The organism is Amycolatopsis sp. GA6-003 (assembly GCF_046267895.1).
In the GTDB taxonomy this organism is placed as follows: Bacteria; Actinomycetota; Actinomycetes; order Mycobacteriales; family Pseudonocardiaceae; genus Amycolatopsis.
Map to the genome: position 1 here is coordinate 2,697,129 of NZ_CP176499.1, position 16,720 is coordinate 2,713,848.

At 69.9% G+C, this 16,720-nt stretch carries 17 protein-coding genes; 4 read left to right on the top strand and 13 right to left on the bottom strand.

Going from position 1 to position 16,720, the window contains the following annotated elements; genetic code table 11:
* Window positions 1-335 precede the first annotated feature (335 nt).
* Together F9C12_RS11635 and F9C12_RS11640 are read right to left on the bottom strand one after the other, a co-directional pair.
* A complete protein-coding gene (locus F9C12_RS11635) occupies window positions 336-713 on the bottom strand; it encodes a VOC family protein (RefSeq protein WP_409465870.1) in 378 nt (125 codons plus the stop codon).
* A gap of 591 nt (window positions 714-1,304) precedes the next feature.
* A complete protein-coding gene (locus tag F9C12_RS11640) occupies window positions 1,305-1,787 on the bottom strand; it encodes a pyridoxamine 5'-phosphate oxidase family protein (protein WP_409465871.1) in 483 nt (160 codons plus the stop codon).
* Between the two features lie 82 nt (window positions 1,788-1,869).
* Here F9C12_RS11640 and F9C12_RS11645 point away from each other — a divergent pair, with 82 nt between their 5' ends.
* Window positions 1,870-2,676, top strand: coding sequence for an alpha/beta fold hydrolase (locus F9C12_RS11645; RefSeq protein WP_409465872.1), 807 nt, complete (start codon window positions 1,870-1,872; stop codon window positions 2,674-2,676).
* A 34-nt stretch (window positions 2,677-2,710) separates the two neighbouring features.
* Here F9C12_RS11645 and F9C12_RS11650 read toward each other — a convergent pair whose 3' ends face one another.
* From F9C12_RS11650 to F9C12_RS11665, 4 genes are read right to left on the bottom strand one after another with little or no spacing between them, the layout of a single operon-like run.
* Window positions 2,711-3,877: a low temperature requirement protein A gene (locus F9C12_RS11650; RefSeq protein ID WP_409187057.1), complete on the bottom strand. Its 1,167-nt coding sequence runs from the start codon at window positions 3,875-3,877 to the stop codon at window positions 2,711-2,713.
* A gap of 41 nt (window positions 3,878-3,918) precedes the next feature.
* Window positions 3,919-5,121 carry an amidohydrolase family protein gene (locus tag F9C12_RS11655; protein WP_409181992.1) on the bottom strand — a complete coding sequence of 401 codons (1,203 nt, stop codon included), beginning with the start codon at window positions 5,119-5,121 and terminating at the stop codon, window positions 3,919-3,921.
* The gene (locus F9C12_RS11660; protein ID WP_409465873.1) at window positions 5,118-6,551 is read right to left on the bottom strand and encodes a sodium:solute symporter; all 1,434 of its coding nucleotides are present in this window, start codon (window positions 6,549-6,551) and stop codon (window positions 5,118-5,120) included. Before F9C12_RS11660 ends, F9C12_RS11655 begins: the two co-directional genes overlap by 4 nt.
* Window positions 6,552-6,553: 2 nt before the next feature.
* Window positions 6,554-6,751 (bottom strand): hypothetical protein, encoded by a 198-nt coding sequence (locus tag F9C12_RS11665; RefSeq protein WP_409181994.1) that lies wholly within the window; start codon window positions 6,749-6,751, stop codon window positions 6,554-6,556.
* A gap of 473 nt (window positions 6,752-7,224) precedes the next feature.
* On the opposite strand from F9C12_RS11665, the gene F9C12_RS11670 reads away from it, so the two are divergent.
* Both F9C12_RS11670 and F9C12_RS11675 read left to right on the top strand, forming a co-directional pair.
* Window positions 7,225-8,262 (top strand): fatty acid desaturase family protein, encoded by a 1,038-nt coding sequence (locus F9C12_RS11670; RefSeq protein WP_409466993.1) that lies wholly within the window; start codon window positions 7,225-7,227, stop codon window positions 8,260-8,262.
* Between the two features lie 10 nt (window positions 8,263-8,272).
* Window positions 8,273-9,322 carry an MBL fold metallo-hydrolase gene (locus F9C12_RS11675; RefSeq protein WP_409465874.1) on the top strand — a complete coding sequence of 350 codons (1,050 nt, stop codon included), beginning with the start codon at window positions 8,273-8,275 and terminating at the stop codon, window positions 9,320-9,322.
* Between the two features lie 135 nt (window positions 9,323-9,457).
* Here F9C12_RS11675 and F9C12_RS11680 read toward each other — a convergent pair whose 3' ends face one another.
* Together F9C12_RS11680 and F9C12_RS11685 are read right to left on the bottom strand one after the other, a co-directional pair.
* Window positions 9,458-10,636 (bottom strand): FAD-dependent oxidoreductase, encoded by a 1,179-nt coding sequence (locus F9C12_RS11680; RefSeq protein WP_409465875.1) that lies wholly within the window; start codon window positions 10,634-10,636, stop codon window positions 9,458-9,460.
* A complete protein-coding gene (locus tag F9C12_RS11685; protein ID WP_409181997.1) occupies window positions 10,633-11,226 on the bottom strand; it encodes a PadR family transcriptional regulator in 594 nt (197 codons plus the stop codon). The genes F9C12_RS11680 and F9C12_RS11685 overlap by 4 nt, the downstream gene beginning before the upstream one ends.
* An 80-nt stretch (window positions 11,227-11,306) precedes the next feature.
* On the opposite strand from F9C12_RS11685, the gene F9C12_RS11690 reads away from it, so the two are divergent.
* Window positions 11,307-11,561 (top strand): Smr/MutS family protein, encoded by a 255-nt coding sequence (locus F9C12_RS11690; protein WP_409465876.1) that lies wholly within the window; start codon window positions 11,307-11,309, stop codon window positions 11,559-11,561.
* Between the two features lie 52 nt (window positions 11,562-11,613).
* On the opposite strand, the gene hsaB is transcribed toward F9C12_RS11690, so the two are convergent.
* Genes hsaB through F9C12_RS11715 form a run of 5 tightly spaced genes read right to left on the bottom strand, consistent with a single transcriptional unit; the run spans window position 11,614 to window position 16,712 of the window.
* On the bottom strand, window positions 11,614-12,183 hold the full coding sequence (gene hsaB, locus F9C12_RS11695) for a 3-hydroxy-9,10-secoandrosta-1,3,5(10)-triene-9,17-dione monooxygenase reductase subunit (RefSeq protein WP_409465877.1): 570 nt from the start codon (window positions 12,181-12,183) through the stop codon (window positions 11,614-11,616).
* Window positions 12,180-13,079 (bottom strand): iron-dependent extradiol dioxygenase HsaC, encoded by a 900-nt coding sequence (gene hsaC / locus F9C12_RS11700; RefSeq protein WP_409182000.1) that lies wholly within the window; start codon window positions 13,077-13,079, stop codon window positions 12,180-12,182. Before hsaC ends, hsaB begins: the two co-directional genes overlap by 4 nt.
* A complete protein-coding gene (gene hsaD, locus F9C12_RS11705) occupies window positions 13,079-13,924 on the bottom strand; it encodes a 4,5:9,10-diseco-3-hydroxy-5,9,17-trioxoandrosta-1(10),2-diene-4-oate hydrolase (RefSeq protein ID WP_409465878.1) in 846 nt (281 codons plus the stop codon). The genes hsaC and hsaD overlap by 1 nt, the downstream gene beginning before the upstream one ends.
* Window positions 13,924-15,093 (bottom strand): 3-hydroxy-9,10-secoandrosta-1,3,5(10)-triene-9,17-dione monooxygenase oxygenase subunit, encoded by a 1,170-nt coding sequence (gene hsaA / locus F9C12_RS11710; protein ID WP_409465879.1) that lies wholly within the window; start codon window positions 15,091-15,093, stop codon window positions 13,924-13,926. The genes hsaD and hsaA overlap by 1 nt, the downstream gene beginning before the upstream one ends.
* A 32-nt stretch (window positions 15,094-15,125) precedes the next feature.
* On the bottom strand, window positions 15,126-16,712 hold the full coding sequence (locus F9C12_RS11715; protein WP_409465880.1) for an FAD-binding protein: 1,587 nt from the start codon (window positions 16,710-16,712) through the stop codon (window positions 15,126-15,128).
* Window positions 16,713-16,720 lie beyond the last annotated feature (8 nt).

The following is a 16,720-nucleotide window of genomic DNA, read 5'->3' on the forward strand; positions in this document are numbered from 1 at the left end:
ATGGCGCGACCGCCGCCCGGTTCGATAGCGCGACCATCGCCCGGATCGGTGGTGCGCCACCGCCCGGTTCGATGGCGCGGCCCCCGCCCGGTTCGGTGGTGCGCCGTCGCCCGGTTCGATAGCGCGGCCGCCGTCCGGTTCGGTGGTGCGCCGTCGCCCGGTTCGATGGCGCGGCCGCCGTCCGGTTCGATAGCGCGGCCATCGCCCGGTTCGTTCTCCGGCCGTCGCTTCCCGTGCCTCCGGCCGCGCGCGCCGAACCGCCGGACGAGGCCGAAAGCCAATGTCCGGGCACCGCTTACGCCCCGCGCCGCTCCGGTTTGAACTGAAGCCGTGTGCTAAGGCCGGTCGTCAGTCCAGAAGCAGAACGGATGCCCAGCCGGATCCAGCAATACACGCACCAGCTGTTGCGGCTGGAACTCCGCCACCCGCGCTCCGGCGGCGACCGCCTTCGCGACCGCGGCTTCCAGCGCCGCGCGCCCGTCGACCTCGAAGTCGAGGTGCAGCTGCATCTGCTGCTCCCCGGGACCGGCGGGCCACGCCGGAGGCACGTACCGCGACTCCAGCTGAAACGACAGCCCCGCCCCGCCGCCGGACGGACGCAAGGTGACCCATTCCGGCTCGTCGGTGCCGATCGGCCACCCGAGCAGTTCCCGGTAGAACTCGGCCAGCGCCCGAGGATCCGGCGCGTCGAGCACGGTGGACGTGAGTTTCATCAGCCCAGGTTAGGGCCGCTCGCGCTGTTCACTCCACGCTCCTTTGCGCTCCTTCCTGTCCACCGCCGCTCTCTCCGCCGCTGACGCTCCCCGCGCCCACCGCACGCTCCGGCCTCCCGCGCGCCCTCTCCTACTTCACCGCTTCCTCCTCGCCTACCGCGCTCCCTCCCGGCACTGCCGCTTCCTCCTCGCCTGCCGCGCACCCTCCCCGACACCACCGCTTCCTCCGAGCCTCCCGCACACCCCCTCCGACACCACCGTTCCCTCCGAGCCTCCCGCACACCCCCTCCGACACCACCGTTCCCTCCGAGCCTCCCGCACACCCCCTCCGACACCACCGTTCCCTCCGAGCCCCGCGCACCCTCCCTGCACCGCCGCTCGCTCCCCGCCGCCCGCTCCGGAAAGTCGCCCGGCCCTCCGCCTCGGCCACGCCCGCCGCGGGCTGCCCGGCCCTCCGCCTCGACCACGCCCGCCGCGGGCTGCCTGGCTCTCCCGTCGGCTGCCGCTCCCTCCGACCTGCCGCACTCCTCCCACCGCACACTCCGGAAAGCCGCCCGGCCCTCCGCCCCGTCCGCTACCTCTCCCCTCGCCTCACCCGAGTTCCAGCTCCGTCCGCACCGCAGGCCCGTTGTCCGGTCTCGCGAAGCGCACCCAGCTCCCCGGATGCCACGATTCGATCCACAGCGTGTTGTCCTCCACCCACGTGACCACCGCCTCCCGCAGGTCCAGCCGGAACAGGTGGCTCTCCTGTCCCTCCTGAATCCGCGCGACCTCCGCCGGATCGGTGACCTCCACCGCGCGGCCGGCAATTTTCGCGTCGCAGTCCTCCTCGATCCCCGGGAAGGCGTGCAGGGCGAACCGGCCGTCGCGCTGGAGGTCGCGGGCCTTGACCGCGTCGAGCATCGACCCGACGTACGCCTCGCCGTCGCGGAAGTCGATCTCCGAACCGCTCACCCGGGGCGAACCGTCGCGGCGCAGCGTGGCCAGTACGTGCGAATCCGCGGCGGCGAAACGGGCTCGTACGCGCGAGGCCAGTGACGGAGCGGCGGCACTGAACTCATCCCAACTCGTCATTCCCGCAGTCTCGCACCCGCCACCGACAAAAACCGGCGTCCCGGAAACGATCGGGGGACCCGGGTTGTGCTTGACTCTCGGCATGATCGCGGAGACTGCCGAGAGTCGCTGTCCGGTCGAGGACGGCGAACTGGCCGTCCGCACGACCGGCGAGGGACCGCTGCTGTTGCTGGTCCCCGGCGGAACCGGCGCGGCGGACTCGTTCCGGGCGCTGGTCAAGCTTCTGCGCACGGATTTCACCGTGATCGCCTACGACCGCCGCGGCCATTTCTCCAGCACGGACACCACGACCGGGCCGGTCCCGGTGGCGCTGCAGGCGGACGACGCGCTCGCCGTGCTCGACCACGTCGGCGGGAGCGGGCCGGTGTCGATGTTCGGCACCAGCGCGGGTGCGCTGATCGGGCTCGATCTCGTCGCGCGGCATCCGGACCGGGTGGCCGTGTTCGTCGCGCACGAGCCGCCCGCGATCCAGTTGATGCCGGACGCCGCGGGGATTCTCGAGGCCGCCGCGGCGCAGGTCCGGTTGGCCCGTTCGGGTGATCTGATGGGCGCGGTCACGCGGTTCGCTGACGGGATCGCCGGCGCCGCCCTGCCGGACCTGCCGCATCTGCGGCTGCCGAACGAAAGCGACTGGTTCCGGTTGTTCGACCGCGAGCTGACCCCGTTTTTCGACTACCTGCCGGACCTGCGCGCGCTGCGCCGGACGAACACCGAGATCATCCCGGTCGCCGGGGAGGCCAGCCGCGGCTGGTACCACTACCAGCCCGCCAAGATCCTCGCGCTCGAACTGGGACTGCCGTTCGTCGAGACGCCGGGCGCGCACCTGGCCCCGCAACGCAATCCGGCCAAATTCGCCGCCGCGCTGAAGGAACTCCTCGCCAACGCCTGATCATTCCCGGGCTCAGCTTGCCGCAAGGAGTCCTTCACGGCCCTTCCGCAGCCGCGACGGCACCCCGCCGACGCCGCGGAAACTCCCGCACCAGCCCCGGGACGACCGCCAGCACCAGCAACCACAGGAACCGCGCCGGAGTCAGCTCCTCGCCGAAAAAGCCCAGCACTGCCGGAATTCCCGCTCCGGCGAGCACCGCGACGAAAGCCCACGGCTTCCACCTCCGGGAAGCCACCCGCGCCACCGCGCCCACCGCGGTGAACGCCGCGACGCACCCGCACAGCAACCACCGCGTCCCCGCCGGGAGGTGCCCGTGCGAAACCGACTCCACGGCCTCCCCGAACCCGGCCGCCAGCGCCGCGAGCAACCCGGCCACCAGGCAGTGCACCGGCAGCAGAACCCGCGGCCCCCAAGCGGTCTGGGAGAGATAAGGAATCCCGCCGAACCCCTGGAACAACGCCGCTCCCCACAAAGCCGCGAGCAGCGCCAGAACACCGAGAACGGTCGCGAGCAGCGGCCATTCCCAGTCCGGGACCTCGGTCATCGCCTCGGTGACCGTCAGCACGCCCTCGCCCAGCACGATGATCGTGAAAAGCCCCAGCCGCTCGCCGAAATGCGCGAGGTCCAGCTGCGCGAAGGCCAGTCCCGGCATCGGCCGTTTCGACTGGGTGGCCCGCTCCGCCACTTTCGCCGCGACCTGGTCGCCGGACATGGTCAGCCCCGCCACCAGGTCGATCGCCAGCCCCAGCGCCCACAGCGCGTACTTCCACGGCGCGTCGACCCAGAACGAGACAAACCACGGCACCACGCCCATCCCGGCGTGCACGACCGGCCATTCGACGATGATCCGCTGGTTTTCCCGGCTCTCCCACACGCGGCTCGCGAGCGCGCGCACCGCCACGTAAGAGATCGCGAAGCCCTGCGCGTGCTCGCCGAGGTCATGCACCGAACCGGCCATGAAAACCAGCCCGGCCATCGCGAGCAGCAACGGCATCGTGCGGGCCGCTTCGCCGGTGACGTTGCCGTACACGGTGAAGCACATCCACGCGGTCCAGAACGCGAGGAAGCACACGACGTAGAGGCCGGCGTCGCTCCAGGAAGCCGTTCCGCGCACGAGGTGCGAAAGCTGGGCGACGCCGGCGACCGCGACCAGGTCGAAGAACAACTCGAGCCAGGACGCGTGGCGTTCCCCGGTTTTCATGATCACGGCGGCCAGTATGCCGTGCTCCCGAAAACGCCGCCCTAAACCGCGCGCGTCCCGTCCTGCCACACTTCCCGAACGTTCCCCGCCAACGCCGGGAAATCGTACACATCGCCCGAAACGACCACGAGGTCCGCGCGGTGCCCGGGTGCCAACCGGCCCAGTTCGGCGTCCTTGCCCAGCAATCGCGCGGCCGACGACGTGGCGGCGACCAGCACGTCCGCCGGGCTCATCCCGGCCGAGCGCATCAGCTCCAGCTCTTCGAGGTTCGTCCCGTGCGGGCCGACGCCGCTGTCGGTGCCCATCGCGATCCGCACCCCGGCCTCGACTGCCCGGCGCACCGAATCCAGATGCACCTCCGCGACCTCTTTCGCCTTCTGCACCACCGCGTCCGGCAACGCCGCGCCCGCCGCTGCCGCGCGGATGACGTTCACCGGAGCCACGAGCGTCGGGACGAGCCAGGTGCCGCGCGCGAGCATCAGCTCGATCGCTTCGTCGTCGAGGTAGATGCCGTGTTCGATCGACCGGATCCCGGCGCGGACCGCGTTCTTGACCCCCTCCGCGCCCTGCGCGTGGGCCATCACCGCCCGCCCCTGCATGGCCGCCTCGGCCACCAGGACGTCCAGTTCCTCCGGCGTGAACTGCGAATGCCGAGGATCGTCCCGCGGCGACAGCACTCCGCCAGTGGTGCAGACCTTCAGCACGTCGGCCCCGGCCCGCAACAGGGTGCGCGCGACGCGGCGCATCTCGTCGGGGCCGTCGGCCAGCGCGCTCGGGCGGCCGGGGTGCGGCAGCGACAGCGGAACGCAATGCCCGGACGGCATCCAGCCGTCGCCGTGCCCGCCGGTCGGGCTGATCAGGCCGATCGCGATTTCCAAGCGGGGACCGGGAATCAGGCCGTCCGCGACCGCCTGCTTGATGCCGAGGTCGGCCCCGGCGGCGTCGCGCACCGTGGTGATGCCGAGTTTCAGCGTGGTCCACAGGTTCCGGGCCGCCTCGTAGAACTGGTACGAGAACGGCTTCTGCACCCGCTGCAGCAACCCGAGGTCGGACACCGTGACGTGCACGTGGCAGTCGAACATCCCGGGCAGCAGCGTCGCGCCGGTGCAGTCCACCGCACGGTCGCCGTCGAGGCCGGTGCCGACCTCGACGATCCGGCCGTCCTCGACCACGACGTCCGCGGGCGCGGGCTCGCCGCCCGTCCCGTCGAACACCGTGCCGCCGGCGAAAAGGGTCCGCGTCATACCGGTTCTCCTGTCTGCACCACGTCTCCGGACCGGGTCACGGCCCGTTCGATCAGCGCCGCGATCGCGAGCACGACCACGTTAACCGCAAGCCCGACCAGCCCCACGTTCACCGTGCCGGCGAGCTTGGCGTCCACGAAGGTCAGCCAGACCACCACGACCTCGCCCGCGAGCAGCCCGGCGAACACCGGGGCCTTGCCGACCGGGACCTTCTTCAGGAAACCCAGCAGGTTCGCCGGGGCCAGCTGCACCGACCCGGAATAGGTGAGCAGCAGCAGGTTCGCCAGCAGATCCGGCCGGAAGATGCCGAGCACCAAGGCGAGCGCGCTGGCCAGCACGACCGTCCCGTGGTTGATCCAGAACTGCTTGCGCTCGCCGCGCACCCGGGTGATGTTCCGGGCCACCAAAGAGGAAATGCCGATCAGGATGCCCGCCGCGGGCACCATCGCGGTGGCGGTCGCGGCGACGACCACGAGCCCGGTGACCCAGCCCGGCAGCGCCTCCTTGCTCAACGTCAGCAGCACGCCGTTCGGGTCGCTTCCCTTGGGCACCACCAGGATCGCCGCGAACCCGATGATCATCGGCAGCAGCAGGCACAGCTCGTACACCGGCATCCAGGTGTAGTTGCGGCGCAGCACCTTCGGATCGCGCGCGGACATCAGCGCCGGCCACGTGTGCGGCAACGTCATCAGCCCGACGCCGATCGCGCTGACCAGCATGCTCGTGATGAACCACGTGTGGTCGTTGGCCCCGGCGTGCACGAACAGCTTCTCCGGATGCAGCTGGTCGATCTTGTGGAATACCCCGGACACGCCGCCGGCGAAATGCGCGGGCACCGCGACGATCAGCACCACCAGCACGACGAGCATGATCGCGTCCTTGAAATACGACGTCGCCGCGACCCCGCGCAGCCCGGCCCACAGCACGAACGCGACCACCAGCACGCTGCCCGCGATCATGCTGAGCGTGCCGGACGCGTGGTCGCCGGTCACCAGCCGGACGATCAGCCCGAGCCCGGTGATCTGCAACTGCAGATACGGCAGCACGAACACGACGCCGAGGATCGCCGACACCGTGCCCAGCGCACGGCTGGAATACCGGTCCTCGAGGAAATCGCCCTGCGTCAGATAGCCGCGTTCCTTGCCCATCCGCCAGATCCGCTTGGCGAGGAAAAACAGGACCACGTAGGCGATCGGCACGTACGGCAGCGCGTACATCGCCGCGACGCCGCCGGAGAACGCCAGCCCGGCCATGCCGAGGAAGGTGAAGGTCGTGAAGACCTCGCCGGCCTGCAGAAACCACATGGTGAGCGCACCGAACTTGCGGCCGCCGACGGTCCATTCCGCGAGATCCGCGGCCGGACGACGACGGCCCACGAAACCGAGCACGCCGATGAGCACGATCCCGGCGAGAGTGAAGGCGAGAATCATCGTCAATCCTCCTCGCCGCTGCGGGACATGAGCCGTTCGGACAACAGCAAGGCCGGAGTGAACATCAGACACCAGAACGCGCCCCAGACCATCATCTTCGGAAGTCCCAGCCACAGGCCGGAGGAGTTGACGAAGGGGAGGAACGGCATGAGAACGAGAGCGACTACGGGGAGGACCGGGGGGAGGTAGTAGCTACGCATGGGAACACGCTGCCAGAAGGTAGGGCTCTCGGCAGTGTTTGATGGCGCCGACTTCGTCGGCGCGGGCGGGATCGCCTTTAAGTCGGCGTGTGGAGGGACAGTGCGCCCGGCCCTGGGGGCCGTGCGCACTGTCCCTCCACACGCCGACGCGATCCCGCGGTGGGGTTGAGTTGGTGAGAGCGGTGCGAGGGGGCGTAGTGGTGTGAGGGGGCGTAGTGGTGCGAGGGGGGCGTAGTGGTGGGGGGATCGGCGTCTGGGTGAGTGGGCGGTGGGCCGTTTGCCGGGGGGGTGTGGGCTGTTCGGAGGGGGTGGGGGCGGTGAGATTTCCGGCTGCGGCGGTGGGTTTCGGGGGGGTCCGGCAGGCGGTTGAGCTGGGCGGCGTCTAGGGAGCACAGGCGGGGGTGGGGGCAACCCCAGCACGGGCCGTCGGGTCTGCCGGTTTCCCGTGGGAGAGCGGCGCGGCAATACTCGCCCTGGTGACCACCGAAAAGCTCGTCCTCCCCTCGCCCCCACGGCCGGGAAGCGACTTCGCCCGGCTCTGCCGCCGGATCACCGACGCCGGTCTGCTCGACCGCCGCCCCGGCTACTACACCGCTCGAATCTCGCTCGTGACCGTGCTGTTCGCGGGAGGCTGGGTCGCGTTCGCGATGCTCGGCGACTCGTGGTGGCAGCTCGCCGTGGCCGCGTTCCAGGCGTTCCTGTTCGGGCAGATCGCGCTGCTTTCGCACGACCTGGCGCACCGGCAGGTGTTCCGCACGCGCCGTCCCGCGGAAATCGCCGGGCGGCTGGCCGGGAACCTCGGCATCGGGATGAGCTACGGGTGGTGGATGGACAAGCACACCCGGCACCACGCCAACCCGAACCACGAGGAACTCGACCCGGACGTCGACCCGGACATCCTCGTCTGGTCCCAGCGCCAGGCCCGCGAGGCACGCGGCCTGCCCCGGTTCGTCGGACGGCACCAGGCGCTGCTGTTCTTCCCGCTGCTCACCCTCGAAGGCCTCAACCTGCACTGGTCCGGCATCCGCGCCGTCGCCCGCCCCGGCCTGCGCCGCCGCGGGCTCGAAGCGACGCTGCTGTTCATCCATTGCGCGGGCTACCTCGCCGCGTTGTTCCTCGTCCTCCCGCCGGGCCTCGCACTGCTGTTTTTCGCCGTCCACCAGGGACTGTGGGGCGTCTACATGGGGTCGATCTTCGCGCCGAACCACAAGGGCATGCCGACGCTGACCGGCCGCCCGGAACTGGACTTCCTGCGCAAGCAGGTCCTCACCTCCCGGAACGTCGCGGGCGGCCCGGTCATCGACGTCCTGCTCGGCGGCCTCAACCACCAGATCGAGCACCATCTGTTCCCGAGCATGCCGTCGGTGCACCTGCGCCGCGCCCAGCCGATGGTCGAGGCGTATTGCGCCGAAATCGGCATCCCGTACCTGCGCACCAGTCTGGTTTCTTCCTACCGCCAGACGCTGCGCCACCTGCACGAAGCTGGGGCTCCTCTCAGGAACGCTTCGTAGACTCGGTGGCATGAGCTTCGAAGCATTGACTCCGGCGGCCTTCGGCGCGAAGGCCGCCGGAGCCCGTGCGGAACGGATGCGCCAGTCTCCGCAGTACGCCGACGGCGTGTTCCACAACGCCGCCCACACTCGCGCCACGCCCGCCTCCCCCGGTGCGCTCGTGCGCGAGTTCCTGTTCGGCGAGGACCGCGCCCGTCGCCGTCCGGGCGGTGCGATCCCACTGGTCGCCTCTCCGGCCGCCGCGTCCGCGGACGGGCTTTTCCTTACCTGGTACGGACATGCGTCCACGCTGGTGGAGATCGACGGCGCCCGCGTGCTGTGCGATCCCGTGTGGGGAGACCGGGTTTCGCCCATGACGTTCGCTGGGCCGCGGCGGCTGCACGCTCCGCCGGTTTCGCTGCGGGAGCTGGGCCGTCTGGATGCGATCGTGATCTCCCACGACCACTACGACCACCTCGACTTGCCCACCGTCCAAGCGTTGATTTCGCTGACCGACGCGCCGTTTCTCGTGCCGCTCGGCGTCGGCGCGCATCTCGAACGGTGGCACGTCCCGGCCGCGCGGATCGTCGAACTCGACTGGCACGAGGACGCCCACGTGGCCGGGATCCGGTTCGTCGCCACCCCGGCGCAGCATTTCTCCGGCCGCGGCCTCGCGAACGACAGCACGCTGTGGGCTTCTTGGGTGATCGCCGGTCCGGAGCATCGCGTCTACTACAGCGGCGACACCGGGTACTTCCCGGGTTTCGCCGAGATCGGCGCGAAATACGGCCCGTTCGACGCGACGCTGATCCAGGTCGGCGCGTATGCCCCGAACTGGCCGGACATCCACATGACGCCGGAGGAGGGCGTCGCCGCCCATCTGGACGTGCGCGGCGGGCTGCTGGTCCCGGTGCACTGGGCGACGTTCACGCTGGCCATGCACACCTGGTCGGATCCGGCGGACCGGGTGTGGCGGGAGGCGAAGGCCAACGACCTCCCGCTCGCGATCCCGAAACCCGGGCAGCGGATCGACGCGTCCGCCCCGCCGCCGGTGGACGGATGGTGGCAGACCCTGGGCTGACCCGGCCGCGCTGCTCCACGCCGGCACGAGCGGATCCGACCGACGATCCGCGGCAATCCGCCGAAGCAGACCCAGCTGCACGCGATCCGGACTGGCTGCCCCCAGCGGGCACCGGTCCGCGCTAGCCTGCCTCCGCTAGACCGCGGCAGGAGCGGACCCGAACTCGATCCGGTGACGATGCAGGTCCCCGAAAACCTTCTCCGGATTCATCACCGTCTTCATCATCAGGGGCATCAGCAAGTCACGCATAATCCGCGCCACCGGCCCCGCCGCCTTGTCGTTGTTGATCTTCGCCGCCCGCGCGATGATCCGCTCCACCCGTTCCCGCCGGGCAGTCTCATACTGTGCGAAAGCCGTTGCCACGTCAGCGTTGTCTCGCAGGGCGCGGGCCAGTTCGAGGGAACTCTCGACCGCCTGCGACGCGCCTTGTCCGGAACTCGGCGACGTCGGATGCGCGGCGTCGCCGACCAGGACGACCCGGCCGCGATGCCACGTCCGCACCGTGGGGATGTCTTCCAGGATTCCCGGCTGGCCCACGTCTTCCGGCTTCAGCAGCGCGATGATGTCGCGCGCCGGGACGTCGTCCGCGTGCCGCTGCCGCAGGACCGAAAGCCAGTGCTCCGGCGAGGCGGTCTTCGCCTCGGCCGGGTCCGCGGCGGGGACGTTGCTGAACCAGAGAATCTCGTCCGCGTCGATGAAATAGCCGAAGAACGCGCGCTTGCCGAAGGCGAAATGCTGATACATCCCGGTGCCCGGCAGGCCGGGATTGCGAATCCAGCCACCGAGGCCGAGCAATCCGGTGTACCGCGGCGCGGGCGCCGCTGGGTCCAAAGCAGACCGTACCGCGGACCGGATGCCGTCCGCGCCGATCAGCACGTCTCCGGAAACGACCGAACCGTCCGCGAAGCGCGCACTCACCCGGTCCGGCTTGTCCTCAACGGACTCCAGGCGTTTCCCGAATTCGACCGCGATCCCCCGGTTCCGCGCTTCGTCCATCAGCGCCCGGTACAGCCGGTCCCGGCGCAGCAACAGGCTCGACGGCAGGCCCGGCAGCCCGTCGAATCTGCCGACCGCCCGGCCTTTGTGGTTCTGCATCACCATTCCGGGCACCTCGATGCCGACCGCGGCCACCGCGGCGTCGGCGTCGATCTGCCGCAAAGCGTTGCGGCCGTTGGGAGCCAGCGTCAAAGCGCTGCCCACTCCGTCCGCCGCCTTCGGATAAGCCTCGTACACGGTGGCGTCGATGCCCGCTCGCTGCAACGCCATCGCGGTGGCCGCGCCGGCGATGCCGCCGCCGATCACTAATACGTTCATGTTCTCCCCTTGAAATAGGTTTCCCACGCCTGCCGGTAGTCCTCCCCGGCGACCGACTCGGCGAGCCGTTCGACGAAGCCGCGCTCCGCCTCGACCTTCGTCAGCCGGTAGTCCTCCTCGACCAGGAACCACCAGGCGAGCCCCTGCTCGCGCCCGGCTTCGATGGTCGCGCGGATGTCGTCGGCGATCGCGGTGAGCGCGGCCAGCCGCTGCTGCAGCAACTCGTGCACCTCGTCCGCCGGCAGCACCACGAACAACGACAGCGCCGCCCCGAACAACGGATACTCCGTGGCCGGTTCGGCGACGAGTTCGCGCATCCAGTCGAACAGCTCGAGCCGGCCGGTGGGCGTGATGGCGTAGACGGTCCGCTCCGGGCGCGCGGAATCGCGCAGGGTCTCCTGCGCCGCGATGAACCCGGCCTTCTCCAGCTGCCCGACCACCATGTACAGCGAGCTGCGGGTGTACTTGAAATCCCGCTCCTTGCCGTACTCCACGAACCGCCGTGCCATTTCGTACGGATGCATCGGCTCCTCGAGCAAGCCCGCCAGCACGGCCAGTCCGAGCGGATTCCCCACCACGCGTCGCTTCACCACAGCTCCTTAGTCAGGATCGACTATACGCGCAAGAGTAGTCGATGTCGACTATATGGGCGTGCGGTAGGAAGGAGGGCATGAAGCTCAAGCTCGATCTTCACGACATCTACAACCGCGGCGGGGAAATCGACCGGGCGCTGCGCGCGGTCATCGACGAGGCGGTCGCGAAGAAGGCGCCGCTCGTGGAGATCATCCCGGGCAAGGGGTCAGGGCAGCTGAAGAAGCACGTGCTGCGGTTCCTGGAGCGCAAGGACGTGAAGGCGCTCTACCACCGCATAGAGAAGGACAAAGACAACTTCGGGCGGGTGTTCGTGCACTTCCGCTGGAAGTAGGCGTCGTGAGTGGCGATCACGGTTAGAACCGTGATCGCCGCTCACGAGGGAGTCAGAGCCAGTCGTCCGGGCGGGGCCAGGGCATCAGCGCGGTGAGGGCGTCCGGCACCGGTTCGGTGACCGTGTAGCGGCCGCGGTGGAAGAGCAGCGGGCGGGCGTCGGACGTCTCGCCCAGTGCGGTCACGCGGCCGACCACCACGTAGTGGTCCCCGGCCGGGTGGACCGCCTGCACCGCGCAGTCCACCCAGGTCAGGGCCCCGTCCAGCAGCGGCGCGCCGGACGGGGCGGGCCGCCAGGAGACCCCGGAGAACTTGTCGCCGCCGCGGCGGCCGAACTCGGCGCAGACCGCCTGCTGGTCCTCGGCGAGCACGTTCACCGCGAACGTGCCCGCCGCGGCCAGCGCGGGCCAGGTGCGCGACGTCCGGGCCACGCAGAACAGCACCAGCGGCGGGTCCAGCGACAACGCCGCGAACGACTGGCAGGCGAACCCGACCGGCCCGGCGGGACCGGCCAGCGAAGAGGAGCCCTCGACGTACCCGGTCACCACGGTCACCCCGGTGCAGAAGTGGCCCAGCACCTCGCGAAACCGGTCCGACACGGCCTCCGGAACCGCCGCTGTCATTGTGCGCCTACCGAGAAGTCGTGTCCCCACAACGAAACCGCGGTGCTCTCGCGGGCGATCCACGCCTCGTCCTCGACCTGCCGGCCCTCGCAGCCGAACTCGACGTCGAAGCCGCCCGGGGTCTTCATGTAGAACGACAGCATCAGGTCGTTGACGTGCCGGCCGAGCGTCGCCGACATCGGGACGTTCTTGCGTTTCGCTCGGTCCAGGCACAACCCGACGTCGTCGGTCTCCTCGACCTCCACCATCAGGTGCACGATCCCGCTCGGCGTCGGCATCGGCAGGAACGCCAGGCTGTGGTGGCGCGGATTGCAGCCGAAGAACCGCAGCCACGCCGGGTCGCCGTCGGCCGGGCGGCCCACCATCTGCGGCGGCAGCCGCATCGAGTCGCGGAGCCGGAAGCCCAGCACGTCCCGGTAGAACCTCAGCGCGGCCTCGTCGTCGTGAGTCGACAAAACCACGTGGCCGAGGCCCTGCTCGCCGGTGACGAACCGGTGGCCGTACGGGCTCACCACCCGCCGGTGCTGCAGCGCGACCCCGTGGAACACCTCCAGGGTGTTGCCGGACGGATCGGTGAAGCTGATCAGCTCCGCCACCCGGCGGTCCGCCAGTTCCTCGGGCGTGCCTTCCTTGTACGGCACCGAAGCCGCGTCGAGCCGGGCGCGGACGTCGTCCAGTTCCGCGGCGTTGGCCGCTTCCCAGCCCGCCTGCGCCAAGCGGTCCTTCTCCCCCGGCACGATCACCAATCGCGCCGGGAAATCGTCCATGCGCAGGTAGAGCGCGTTCGGATCGGTGCCCGAACCCTCCACCATGCCGAGCACCTTCAGCCCGTAGACGCGCCAGGCGTCCATGTCCGTGGCTTCGATGCGCAGATATCCCAGCGAACGGATAGCCATCACGAACTCCCGAGGAAGTCGAGGGCGAGTCGGTTGAACTCGTCGAACTTCTCCAGCTGCGCCCAGTGCCCGCAGCCGCCGAACACGTGCAGTTGCGCACGCGGAATCGTCTTCAACGCCAGCAAAGCGCCGTCGAGCGGGTTGACCCGGTCCTCCCGGCCCCAGACGAGCAAGACCCGTTGCCGCAGGCGGTAAGCCTCGCGCCACAACATGCCTTCCTCGAAGGAGTCCGGCAGGCTGAACGATTTGCCCATCGCCCGCATCGCGGCGAGCGACTCCGGCGAACGCGCGATCTCGAAGCGTTCGTCGATCAGCTCGTCGGTGACCAAAGCCTGGTCGTGCACCATGATCCGGAGGAAGGCTTCCATCCGCTCCCGCGTCGGATCACCGGCGAACTTGGACAGCAGCCGCACGCCCTCGGTCGGGTCCGGGGAGAACACGTTGACGCTCAGCCCGCCCGCGCCCATCAGCACCAGCCGTCCCGCGCGCCCGGGGTGGTTCAGGGCGAGCCGGACCGCCGCGCCCGCGCCGAGCGAATTGCCGACGAGGTGCGCCTTTTCGATGCCCAGCCGGTCCATCAGACCGACGACCGCGTCCGCGCTGTGCCGGAAGTACTGCGGGTGGTCGGTCGGCTTGTCGGACCGGCCGAACCCGGGCTGGTCGATCGCCAGCGTGCGGTAGGACTTCCCGAACACCGGCAGGTTCCGGCCGAAGTTGCTCCACGCCGAGGCACCGGGACCGCCGCCGTGCAGCAACAGCACCGTCTCGGCGTTCTCCGCGCCAGACTCGTGGTAGTGCAGGCGAATCCCGCCCGCAGTGTCTACATAGGAACCTTCAGGCACCATCAGACCATCGCATTCTCGACGGGCAAACCGAATTCGCCGGTGCCGAACATGACGTACGCGCGCTCCGCGTCGTTCGCCGCGTGCACCCGGCCCGCGTGCGCGTCGCGCCAGAACCGCTGGATCGGCGTGCCCCGCTGCAGCGCGCGGCCGCCGGAGTTCTCGAAAAGCCGGTCGATCGCGGAGATCGCCCGTTCGGTGCCGCGCACCTGGTCCCGGCGCACCCGCAACCGCGTGCTGAACGGCAGCTTCTCGCCCTTGCAGGCCAGCTGGTACAGCTCGTCGATGTTGTGCGTCAGCTGCAGCCAGGCCGCGTCGATCTCGCTGCTCGCCTCGGCGATCCGCACCTTGGAGAACGGGTCCTCTTTGGACTGTTCGCCCGCGTACGCCGCCCGCACCCGCTTGCCCTGGTGCTCCACGTGCGCGTCGTACGCGCCTTGCGCCATCCCGATGATCGGCGCGGTGATGGTGCTCGGGTGCACGGAACCGTACGGCAGCCGGTACAGCGGGCCGGGGTTCACTTCCTGCCCCGGCGTCTTGCACTTCGACGTCGCCATGAAGCTCAGCGCGCGGTGCTTCGGCACGAACACGTCCTCTACGACGATGTCGTTGGACCCAGTGCCGCGCAGCCCGACCGTGTCCCAGACGTCCACAATGGAGTAATCCGAAATCGGCACGAGGTACGTGCAGAAGTCCACCGGCTTGCCGTCGGCGAACGCTGGCCCGCCCAGCAGCACCCACGTGCAGTGGTCGCTCCCGGACGAGAAGCTCCATCGCCCGGACAGCCGGTAGCCGCCCTCGACGACGGTCGCCTTGCCCATCGGCGCGTACGACGACGAAATCCGCACGTCGTGGTCCTCGCCCCACACGTCCGCCTGGGCCCGGGCGTCGAACAACGCGACGTGCCACGGGTGCACGCCGAGAATCGACGCGACCCAGCCGGTGGACCCGCAGGCGCTCGCGATGAGCTTGACCGCGGTGTAGAAGGTGACCGGGTCGGCTTCGAAGCCGCCGTACGGTTTCGGTTGCAGCAGGCGGAAAAATCCGGTCTCCTGCAGCGCTTTCACTGATTCGGCGGGGATCCGACGGGCGTCCTCGGTCTCCTGTGCGCGTTCCCGCAGCACGGGAAGAAGGTCGCGCACCCCCGCGATCACGGCAGCCAGCTCGCTCATCGGCCGTCCTCTCTCGCTCGACACGCTCAAGACTAGAACACGTTCTCGTTTTTGTCGACGCGGTCCGCCCCGAGCGCGCCGTGCAACCCCGCCCGACGACCGGAAAACACGCAGTCAGCCAGCGAAAGACCGCTCACGTACGACCTGGAACAGATTCCCACCGCGGTGCGCCCGGCAGCGTAGAGCCCGCGTACGCCGGCCACCGCGCCGGTGTCCTCGTCCACGACCAGGCCGCCCAGCGTCAGCATCGGGCACGGGTAGCCGAGATTGGGTTTCACCGACACGTCGATCAGCGAGTACGGCGGCGTGTCCAGCGGGCGCGCGAAGTCCGCCGGTTTGCCCGCCGGGTCCGGACCACGCTGGTACTCGGCATAGGTCGCCGCCAGCCCCGCCGGGTCGATTCCAGCGCGCGCGGCCACTTCTTCGATGGTCCCGCCGGTCACCCGGCCCTTGCCCAGCAGGTACCGCAGCTGCAGCGTCGCGAACCATTGGCCCTGTTTTCGCCCGTCTCGCCGGGCTTCGGCGACGATCGGCGCGTCGACCAGCAGCCAGCCGCGTCCGCCGTGCTCCTCGATCATGCGCTCGCCGATCGCCGCGCCGTACCGGGATTCGTCGATGATCCGCCGTCCGTCCGCGCCCACCAGCAGCCCGCCGAGAAACGCCGACGGCGGCGTGAGAAACCGCCACGCCGACACGCGGTGCAACTCCGCCGTGCGGCCGCCGGCCTCCACGCCCATCCGGATGCCGGACCCGTCGTCGGCGGAGGTCCCGAGGTCGAGCCCGCCGCGATACGCGGGCGCGTGCTCGCGCACCATCGCCCGGTTCACGATGAAGCCGCCCGCCGCCAGCACGACGCCTCGCCGCGCGGAAATCCGCAGCTCACGCGCATGCTTGCGTTCGATCCGCTCGACCCGCTGATGCAGGGACCGGCGCATCGCGGGCACGTAAATGCCCGGCTTCGCCGCCCAATCCGCGAGCCGCGCGTGCCGCGCCCGCACCCAGGATGGCGCATCCCGCAAGGTGCGCGTGAGCACTCCGGTCACCGTGCCGGAGTCGTCGGTGATCAGATTCAGCGCCTGCGTCTGCGGCAGCATCCGCACCCCGCGCTCGCGGGCCGCCGCCAGCAACTGCTTCATCAGCAGCTTCCCGGACGTGCCCGGTCCCTTGACCCGGTGCCCGCGCGGCGCGGGCTTGGCGACATCGCGGAAGCCGCCGGACAGTTCGCTGCCGGAGTAGTACAGGTAGTGCTTGTTGCTGGGATACGACGTCTTGTAGTCGCACATGCTTCCCTCGAACGGCACCCCCTGCCGCTCCAGCCACGCCACCATGTCGACGCTTTCCTCGCAGAACCGCCGCAAAGTCCGTTCCGACACGACGTCGCCGGTCTCCATCCGCAGGTACGCGTACATCGCGTCCACGCTGTCGTCGACGCCCGCGGCGCGTTGCTGCGGCGTCCCTCCCCCGGCGTAGACCACGCCGCCGCTCACGCGACTGGCCCCGCCGCCGGAAAAGCGGTCCACTAGGAGCACGCTGGCGCCCGCGTCGGCCGCTTCGATGGCCGCGCACACGCCGGCCGCGCCGGCTCCGATGATCACGACGTCCGCCCCGAGCTCGTCCATAGTCCGCC